General features: G+C 64.9%; 8 protein-coding genes. 4 read left to right on the top strand and 4 right to left on the bottom strand.

Features of this window, described 5'->3' with window-relative positions; genetic code table 11:
• The 4 genes from VNW74_RS29105 to VNW74_RS29090 all read right to left on the bottom strand — a co-directional run.
• Window positions 1-1,554: acyl-CoA synthetase (locus VNW74_RS29105; protein ID WP_325683363.1), on the bottom strand; the 1,554-nt coding region annotated here is incomplete at its 3' end.
• A gap of 8 nt (window positions 1,555-1,562) precedes the next feature.
• Window positions 1,563-2,180: a PaaI family thioesterase gene (locus VNW74_RS29100; RefSeq protein WP_325683361.1), complete on the bottom strand. Its 618-nt coding sequence runs from the start codon at window positions 2,178-2,180 to the stop codon at window positions 1,563-1,565.
• Window positions 2,177-2,794: a cysteine hydrolase gene (locus VNW74_RS29095; RefSeq protein ID WP_325683359.1), complete on the bottom strand. Its 618-nt coding sequence runs from the start codon at window positions 2,792-2,794 to the stop codon at window positions 2,177-2,179. Before VNW74_RS29095 ends, VNW74_RS29100 begins: the two co-directional genes overlap by 4 nt.
• Window positions 2,791-3,783, bottom strand: a complete 993-nt coding sequence (locus tag VNW74_RS29090; protein WP_325683357.1) for a Rieske 2Fe-2S domain-containing protein — start codon at window positions 3,781-3,783, stop codon at window positions 2,791-2,793. The genes VNW74_RS29095 and VNW74_RS29090 overlap by 4 nt, the downstream gene beginning before the upstream one ends.
• A gap of 72 nt (window positions 3,784-3,855) precedes the next feature.
• On the opposite strand from VNW74_RS29090, the gene VNW74_RS29085 reads away from it, so the two are divergent.
• The 4 genes from VNW74_RS29085 to VNW74_RS29070 all read left to right on the top strand — a co-directional run.
• Window positions 3,856-4,299: a nuclear transport factor 2 family protein gene (locus VNW74_RS29085; RefSeq protein WP_325683355.1), complete on the top strand. Its 444-nt coding sequence runs from the start codon at window positions 3,856-3,858 to the stop codon at window positions 4,297-4,299.
• Window positions 4,289-5,914 (top strand): NAD(P)/FAD-dependent oxidoreductase, encoded by a 1,626-nt coding sequence (locus VNW74_RS29080; protein WP_325683353.1) that lies wholly within the window; start codon window positions 4,289-4,291, stop codon window positions 5,912-5,914. The genes VNW74_RS29085 and VNW74_RS29080 overlap by 11 nt, the downstream gene beginning before the upstream one ends.
• 9 nt (window positions 5,915-5,923) lie before the next feature.
• Complete coding sequence (locus VNW74_RS29075) at window positions 5,924-7,042, top strand: PHB depolymerase family esterase (protein WP_325683351.1); 1,119 nt, start codon at window positions 5,924-5,926, stop codon at window positions 7,040-7,042.
• On the top strand, window positions 7,039-8,031 hold a 993-nt coding region (locus tag VNW74_RS29070), incomplete at its 3' end, for a TIGR03857 family LLM class F420-dependent oxidoreductase (RefSeq protein WP_325683349.1). The genes VNW74_RS29075 and VNW74_RS29070, both read left to right, overlap by 4 nt.

Raw genomic sequence — 8,031 nt, 5'->3', positions numbered from 1 at the left:
GGCCAGGGTTTTCGCGGCATGTTCGATTAGCTCGCGGGCATCCGCGCGTGCCTCATCGGCTATCGAGACGACGGCGACGACCTCTTGGCCCCACCGCTCGCTGGGCCGCCCGGTGACGACCACGTCGGCCACCGCGGGATGCGACGCGATCGCGGTTTCGACTTCTTCGACGAAGATCTTTTCGCCGCCGGAGTTGATCGTGACCGAGTCGCGGCCCAGCAATTCGACAACGCCGTCGGCGCGGTGGCGTGCCCGGTCACCCGGAACCGCGCAGCGCACGCCGTCAATGACCGGGAACGTCGCGGCGGTCTTGGCCGCGTCGCCCTTGTAGCCGAGCGGCACGTAGCCTCGCTGCGCGAGCCAGCCCATGCCGTCGTGACCCGGTTGAAGGATCGAGCCGTGGTCTTCGGCGGCAACGAAGGTATCCGGCCCGGCGTTGAAGGTGCCCGTCGACACCGCCCCTGATGTCGACATGTGATGCATTTGTGCGCCGGTCTCCGATGACCCGACGCCGTCGAGCACTATGGCGTTGGGCAGAACCTCGATCAAGCGTTGCTTGACGAACGGAGTGAGCAGCGCCCCGCCATTGGCCACCACGACCAACGACGACACATCCGCGATGCCCTTTTCGATGGCGGCGACCAACGGCCGCGCCATCGCGTCGCCGACCACCGTCACCGTCATCACTTTCTCCCGCTCGATCGTGCGGACAACGTCTTCAGCGTCCAAATGGTCTACGACGGAAGGGAACACGACGGTCTGACCGGTCGTGATTGCCGTCATCACACTCCACTGGGCCGCGCCGTGAATCAGTGGCGGCAGGATCATTAACTTGTTGGAGGGAGCCTCGGCTGCCGCGGCCACCGCTGCAACGATCTCGTCGACGGAGCCAAAGGGCTCGCCGGTCATGATATTTCGCCCGCCGAACGACGTCATGAAGATGTCGTGCTGACGCCACAGCACACCTTTGGGCATTCCGGTTGTGCCACCGGTGTAGAGGACGTATAGATCGTCGGGCGAGTGCCCTAACGGCGATGTAGGCGAACTCGATTCGATGATGCTCTCGTAATCCACCGCGCCGTCGAGCAGCGCGTTACCCGAGTCGTCGGCGATCTGAATGAGAACTCGCAACTGTGGAAGGTCCGGCAGAATTTCGGCTACGCGCGGCGCGAAAGCGGCATGATAGATCAGCGCGGTCGCACCCGAATCCGCGAGCAGGTACTGCAACTCGCTCTTGACATAGCGGAAGTTCACGTTGAACGGGGCGACGCGCGCCGCGAAGGAACCGAGCAACGCCTCGACGAACTCGTTTCCGTTGTAGGCGTATAAGCCGAGAAGATCCTGCCCAACCTGGTGACCGGCAAGCCCTGACCGCTCGGTGTGGCAGCCCAGCCCCCGCGAGTGTAGGTATCCGGCAAAGCGATTCGCCCGCGCGATGATCTCCGCGTAGATGTAACGTCGTCCGCCCTGGATGATCAACTCACGGTCACCGATCGTGGCAGCGACGGCTCCGGCGACGGCGGGCACCGTGAATTGCGTTGCGCTAGCTGACATCGGGCCTCTCAGGGTTGGTGCGGAAGTAAACGAACCATCAGTCCGTTGGCTTCGCTGAGTAGCATGCCGTCGGCCGCTGTCATGCTGGCGGCGACGAACACCTTCCTGCCGTCGATCTCGGTGATGCGGCCATGGGCGGTCAACGGCGCGTTGATCGGGGTGATGCTGCGGTAGTCGACGTGTAGGTAGGCCGTGCGGCTGGGGGAAAGCCCGGCCGTGGCGACGATCATCCCGAAGTGCCAGTCATACAACAGCGGGATCATGCCGCCGTGCACGGCATTGTTACCGCCTACGTGGGAGCGGGTGAAGTGTCCTTCCATCGTGACCCCGTCGGGCCCGAAGTCGGAGACAGTCCACGGCGGCAGGAGGGGATGTCCGAGCCCGGGCAGTTCGATGTCTCGGCCGGCCGGCGCTCGGCCTTCCGGCACCTGGTGGCCTTCCAGCAACGCGCACGCGCTTTCCACCTGCTCGGCGGCGGCAGTCCAGGTAGGGCTCTCCGGCTTGGTCGAAACCGTGAGGTCTTGCAGGCGGCGCATTGCCGCTACGAACCGGCCCAGCTCAGGCGGTGCGTCGACCGGTTTGAGCTCTGGAAATCCGCCGCGGATTTCGGGTGCTGTGTCCGTCATTGCGGGGTCCATACCTGTAGCAGCTCCTCGGTCGTCGTGATCGTCGCGAGCAGCGACAGCGTGTTGTCGATGACCGCGGTGCCGTACTCGGGGGGTACGCCGGCGACGGCATCGCGCGGCACGATCACGCGGTAGGCAGCGTTGACCGCGTCCATGACCAGGTTGGGGATCGCGATGTTCAGCGAAACGCCGACCACGATGATGGTGGAGACGTCGAGGTTCCGAAGTACCGCGTCCAGGTCGGTGCCGCCCATCGGCCCAACGCCGTGCACACGGCTCAGGACGAGATCCGTTGGCTCAGGACCTAGCTCGGGCAACACGGCGGCTCCAGGCGTACCGGGGGTGATGTCGACGCCGCCGCGCCCGACGGCGAAAATCTTGGCATTGTGGTTGGAGCCGAGCCCATCGGGTCGTCGCTGCACCAAGCAATGCACGATGCGCACGCCCGCTGCTCGAGCCGTCGGCAACAACCGGGTGATGTTGGGTAACGCGACGCGGCGTGCTTCGTTGGCGAGCACCGCCAGCCCCGCGTTGGGGCCGATGACCGCACCTTGGCACTCCTGAGCGACGATCGCGGTGTGCTCGGGCGCAGCGAGTTCCGCCAGCGAGATCATGCGGGCACTTCGTAGAACTGAGTCGCCCATTTCCGCAGTGCCATATAGCCTTTCGCGTCGACTTTGGACAGTGGCGGGTGTTCCACGTATCTCTGGTAGCGCCAGATTTGCAGATCGTCGAACACGGTGGACAGAAACTGCTTTTCGATAACGTCGCGTAGCTTGCCCTGTGGGACGTCGGAGTCGTCGCCGGGGAGTCGGGGCCACCAGATCGAGTAGAACAGGTCAGAGCACTCGTCGTCGACCGGCGTGCAGGTGAATATCAGCCGATGGTTCTGCGCGCCTTCGAAGACGCTGATCGCCCCGCCGAGACCGAACAAGTGGCTGTGGAACCGCAACGCGAGGTCGTCGGGGTTGTCGCTACTTGCGTCGGGCCAACCCGCAATGAATTGCCATTCCTGGTCGACGATCTTCCAGTCCAGCACCCTCGGTGTGACCGTGGCACGGTGCACGTACTCGAAATGGGCGCTGTCAGGGGCATTCTCCGCCACGATCTGCGGATGCACCGGTTCGCGCTCCGCGCGTCTGGAGAACTCCGGATAGGCGCGGTAGTAGGCCGCCGGATCGGTCTCGAATTGCGGGAACTTGCGAAATATGTCGGGCATCTCCCACTGCGGTTCTTTGCCATCCGGCTGATGCCAGATGAACACGCAGTCGTACTGCTCTCGTACCGGAAACACCCGCAGTCGTAGCGCGCGATTGGGACGGTCCGGCTGATAGGGGATGTATCGATTGGTGCCGTCCGGACCCCAGCGCCAACCGTGAAACGGGCACTGCACACAGTCGCCGACCACGGTGCCGCCGTGGCCGATGTGCGCACCGAGGTGCTTGCAATGCGCCTCCAGCACATGCAGCTCACCGGACTCGTCGCGGTAGGCCACCAGATCCTCACCGAAATAGCGCAGCGGGCGGACCTCGCCGACCGGAAACTCGGGAGACCAGCCGATCATGAACCATCCGGTGACTTTCCAGGTGAACGGGACTTCCACTCGGCGCCTCCTGCAGTTCGCTGATACTAAGTTCGTTACAGTATAGGTTTCAGGTCGAGGAGGCGTGACACGGTGGCTGACGATCTCGAAGCGATTCGGCAGTTGAAGGCGCGTTACTGCCGCTTTCTCGACGCCAAAGACGTCGAGGGTTGGCGCAGCGTGTTCACGGCCGATGTGGTGGTCAGGCTGGATATGGCGGTGTCCACCGGCGGGGCCGACCCGATGACGGCGCCAGCAGTAGAAGGCGTCGATAACTTCGTGCCCATGGTGATGGCCAGCCTCGAGAACGCGGCCACCATGCACCATTGCCACACCCCCGAGATCACCCTGACCTCACCAACGACCGCAACCGGCATCTGGGCGATGGAGGACTGGATCATCTTCGGCGGCGGGCAGGAGTTACACGGCGCCGGTCACTACCACGAGACCTACGAGAAGCGCGACGGCACCTGGCGAATCAAAACGCTGCACCTGACCCGAACCGTTCAGAAGATAACCGGTAGCGATGGCGACTGAAGCCGGCGCATCGTTCGATGTGATCGTTATCGGAGCGGGGTTCTCCGGCCTGTATACGCTGCATCGGCTGCGGCAACTCGGACTGCGGACCCGCGTGTTGGAAATGGCCGAAAATGTCGGCGGGACTTGGCTTTACAATCGCTACCCAGGTGCGCGCTGCGACATCGAGAGCATTGAATACTCCTACAGCTTCTCCGACGAGATCCAGCAGGAATGGGTGTGGACGGAGACGATGCCGGCCCAGCCCGAGGTCGAGGCCTACCTCAACTTCGTTGCCGACCGGCTCGATCTTCGCCGCGATATCCGGTTCGACACCAAGATCGTCGCAATGACCTTCGACGAGGAGGATGCGGCCTGGGTGGTATCAAGCGCGACCGGTGAGACTTTCAGAGCGCCGTTCGTCGTCGCCGCCACCGGCATCTTGTCGGCGCCGCTGGAACCCGACATCCCCGGGATGGCACGCTTCACCGGAACGTCTGTGTTCACCAGTCATTGGCCGAAGGAGGATGTCGACCTTGCCGGAAAGCGGGTAGGCGTCATCGGGACTGGCTCGACCGGTGTTCAGCTCATTCCGGTGGTAGCCCGAGAAGCCGCGCAACTCTTTGTGTTTCAGCGCTCGCCGGCGTATACGCTGCCGTGGCAGGTGCGGCGGTTCGAGCCCGGCGAGCTGGACGAGATGAAAGCGCGGTACGACGAGATCCGAGCGGCGGGGCGGGCCCACCCGGTCGGCGCGGCGCGGCTGAGCGCATTCTCGGTGCTGCTCGGCATGCTCGGCAAGCCGCCATTGAAGTCGGCGTCACGCGAAGACCAGCTGCGGGCCATCGAAACCGACGGCGTGATGGGTGCGCTGAATTGGGGCGACGTCTTCTTCGACATCGACGCCAACCGAATGGCGGCCACGTTGTACGGGGAGGCGGTGGCGCGGATCGTCAAGGATCCCGAAACGGCGGCCTCCTTGGTGCCCGACCACCCGTTTGCGTGTAAGCGACCAATCATCGACCAGGGCTACTACCAGACCTTCAACCGCGACAACGTGACGCTCGTCGACCTGCGCAAGGGACCGATCCGCGAGGTGACGCCGACCGGTATCCGCACCGAACAAGGTTCCTACGATCTCGATGCGATCGTCTACGCCACCGGGTTCGACGCCATGACCGGCGCGCTGAGCCGCATCGACATTCGTGGGCGCTACGGATTGTCGCTCGGCGAGTTCTGGGCCACCGAGGGGCCGCTGTCCTATCTGGGGCTGGCGGTCGCGGGCTTCCCGAACCTGTTCACGATCCAGGGCCCGGGCAGCCCGAGCGCGGCTACCAACTTCGTCGCCGCGCTCGAACAGCATGTGGACTGGATCGGGGACTGCATTGCATACCTGCGCGCCAACGAAATTCGCACCATCGAAGCGCTGCCCGCCGCGCAGCGGGAGTGGATCGACCATGCGACCTCGCTGGTCGCGGCGACGGTGCTGGTCCATCCGTCGTGCAACTCGTGGTACAACGGCGGCAACGTGCCCGGCAAGAAACGGATGTACATGGGCTATACCGGCGGAATCCCCGAATACCGGCGGCGCTGCGATGAAGTCGCGGCCTGCGGCTACACCGGCTTCAAGCTGGCGTAGGTGAGCGGCATGTCGTTGGCGACGCGCAGCCTGGGCCTCACCCGCGACGTGGTCCGCGAGCTGGGCATGGTCGTACCGCGTACTGTGGCCGGTCTCAACGAATCGACCGGGTGGGTCCCGGCGTCGCCGCGCGGCGCGCGTCAGTTCGGCGAGGTCATGCTGGACGAACTTGTGCTGTCCGGGTTTTCGCTGCTGGGTGGGGGACCGGCCGCGGTGCGGCCGTTGAGTGGTTGCGCAGCGGCGGCCGAGGAGTTGTCGGCACTGGGCATCGACGGCGCGCATGCCGACCCACAACCGTTGCAGGTGCAGACGATACGACGGCAGCGCATTGGCCGGCTGGCCTACGAGCGGATGACGTTCCAACATGATCCGGCGCTGCCGAAGACGTTGGAATCCGACGGCCTGGGCGGGCCGGCGAAGGCGGTGGTGCATCTGTGCCGGCACCGCGACGGCCCCAGACCGTGGCTGGTGTGGGTGCACGGCGCCGGCCAGGGCGGCACCGAAGACCTGGTGCTGTCGCGGATCGGACGCATACATCACGGGCTGGGGTTCAACGTTGCGCTGCCGGTGCAGCCCGGCCACGGTTGCCGGCGGCGTGAGTGGCCGGCGTACCCGGACATGGATCCGCTGGGCAATGTCGCGGGGATGATGCGCGCGGTGTCGGAGGTGCGCGCCGTGGTGCGATGGGCACAGCCACAGGCCAACACGGTGGTGGTAGCCGGGATTTCGATGGGCACCCCGGTGGCCGCGCTGGTTTCGCATTTGGAAAGGCGGGTCGATGCCGTTGCGCTGTATACCCCGATTCTGGGACTGAACGCGATGATTGCGCGACACCTCGGACGCTGGGGTTCCTCGCGCGACGGATACCGGGAGCTGTTGGAGTCCTCGGTGGTCTCGAGACTGACCTCGGTAATCGATCCGCTGGCGGTCGACCCGGCGCCGCCGCCGCAGCGGCGGCTCATCGTCGGGGCATGGCACGACCGGATGGCGATGCGCGAGCCTGCAGTTGAATTGCAGCAACGCTGGGGCGGCCAGCTCTACTGGTACGACGGCAGCCACGTCGGCCACCTGTTCTCCCGGCGTGTACAGCGGGTCACCGAGCGATTCCTGCAAGGAGTTGTCAATTGAGCGAGCGCACGCTTGACGAGCTGGGGTACTACCTACTGGCCGGGGCCGGAGGTGAGGGCCCGGCAACCTTGATGGATGAGGCGCGCCGCGGCGAGGAGTTGGGCTTCGGCACCGCATTCATCTCCGAGCGGTGGAACGTCAAGGAAGCGTCGTCTCTGGTCGGTGCCGCGTGCGCGGTGACTAGCCGGATGCAGATCGCCACCGCCGCAACCAATCACAACACCCGCCACCCGCTGATCACCGGATCGTGGGCGACCACCATGCATCGGCTCTCCGGTGGCCGGTTCACCCTGGGCGTCGGCCGCGGGATCGCCGCGATCTACGGGGCATTCGGCATACCGGCGGTGACGACCGCGCAGATCGAGGATTGGGCCCAGGTCATGCGCCGGCTGTGGCACGGCGAGGTGATCTTCAACCACGACGGGCCGATGGGCAAGTACCCCATACTCTTTCTCGACCCGGACTTCGACGAAGACATCCGACTGGCCTTGGTGGCCTTCGGGCCTAACACGCTTGCGCTCGGCGGCCGGGTTTTCGACGACGTCATCCTGCACACTTACTTCACCCCGGAGACGTTGCAGCGCTGCGTCACAACCGTCAAAACGGCCGCGGAGAAAGCGGGCCGCGACCCGGACAGTGTGCGGGTGTGGTCGTGCTTCGCCACGGTTGGTGATCATCTGCCCGAGCCGCTGCGACTGAAGAAAACCGTTGCGCGGCTGGCCACCTACCTGCAGGGGTATGGCGATCTGATGGTGCAGACCAACAAATGGGATCCGGTTGTGCTGCAACGGTTCCGGGCGGATTCAGTGGTGACCTCGATCGCCGGCGGGATCGACCACAAGGCCACCCCCGAGCAGATCGAGCACATCGCCACGTTGATTCCCGACGAGTGGCTCGAACCGTCGGCGACCGGGTCGGCCGCGCAATGTGTGGCACGCATTCGCAAGGAATTCGGCTACGGGGCCGACGCGGTGATCATGCACGGAGCG

Source organism: Mycobacterium sp., from assembly GCF_035570115.1.
Taxonomy (GTDB): domain Bacteria; phylum Actinomycetota; class Actinomycetes; order Mycobacteriales; family Mycobacteriaceae; genus Mycobacterium.
The sequence above is the reverse complement of the archived record's forward strand: the minus strand, read 5'-3'. Positions and strand labels throughout refer to the sequence as shown.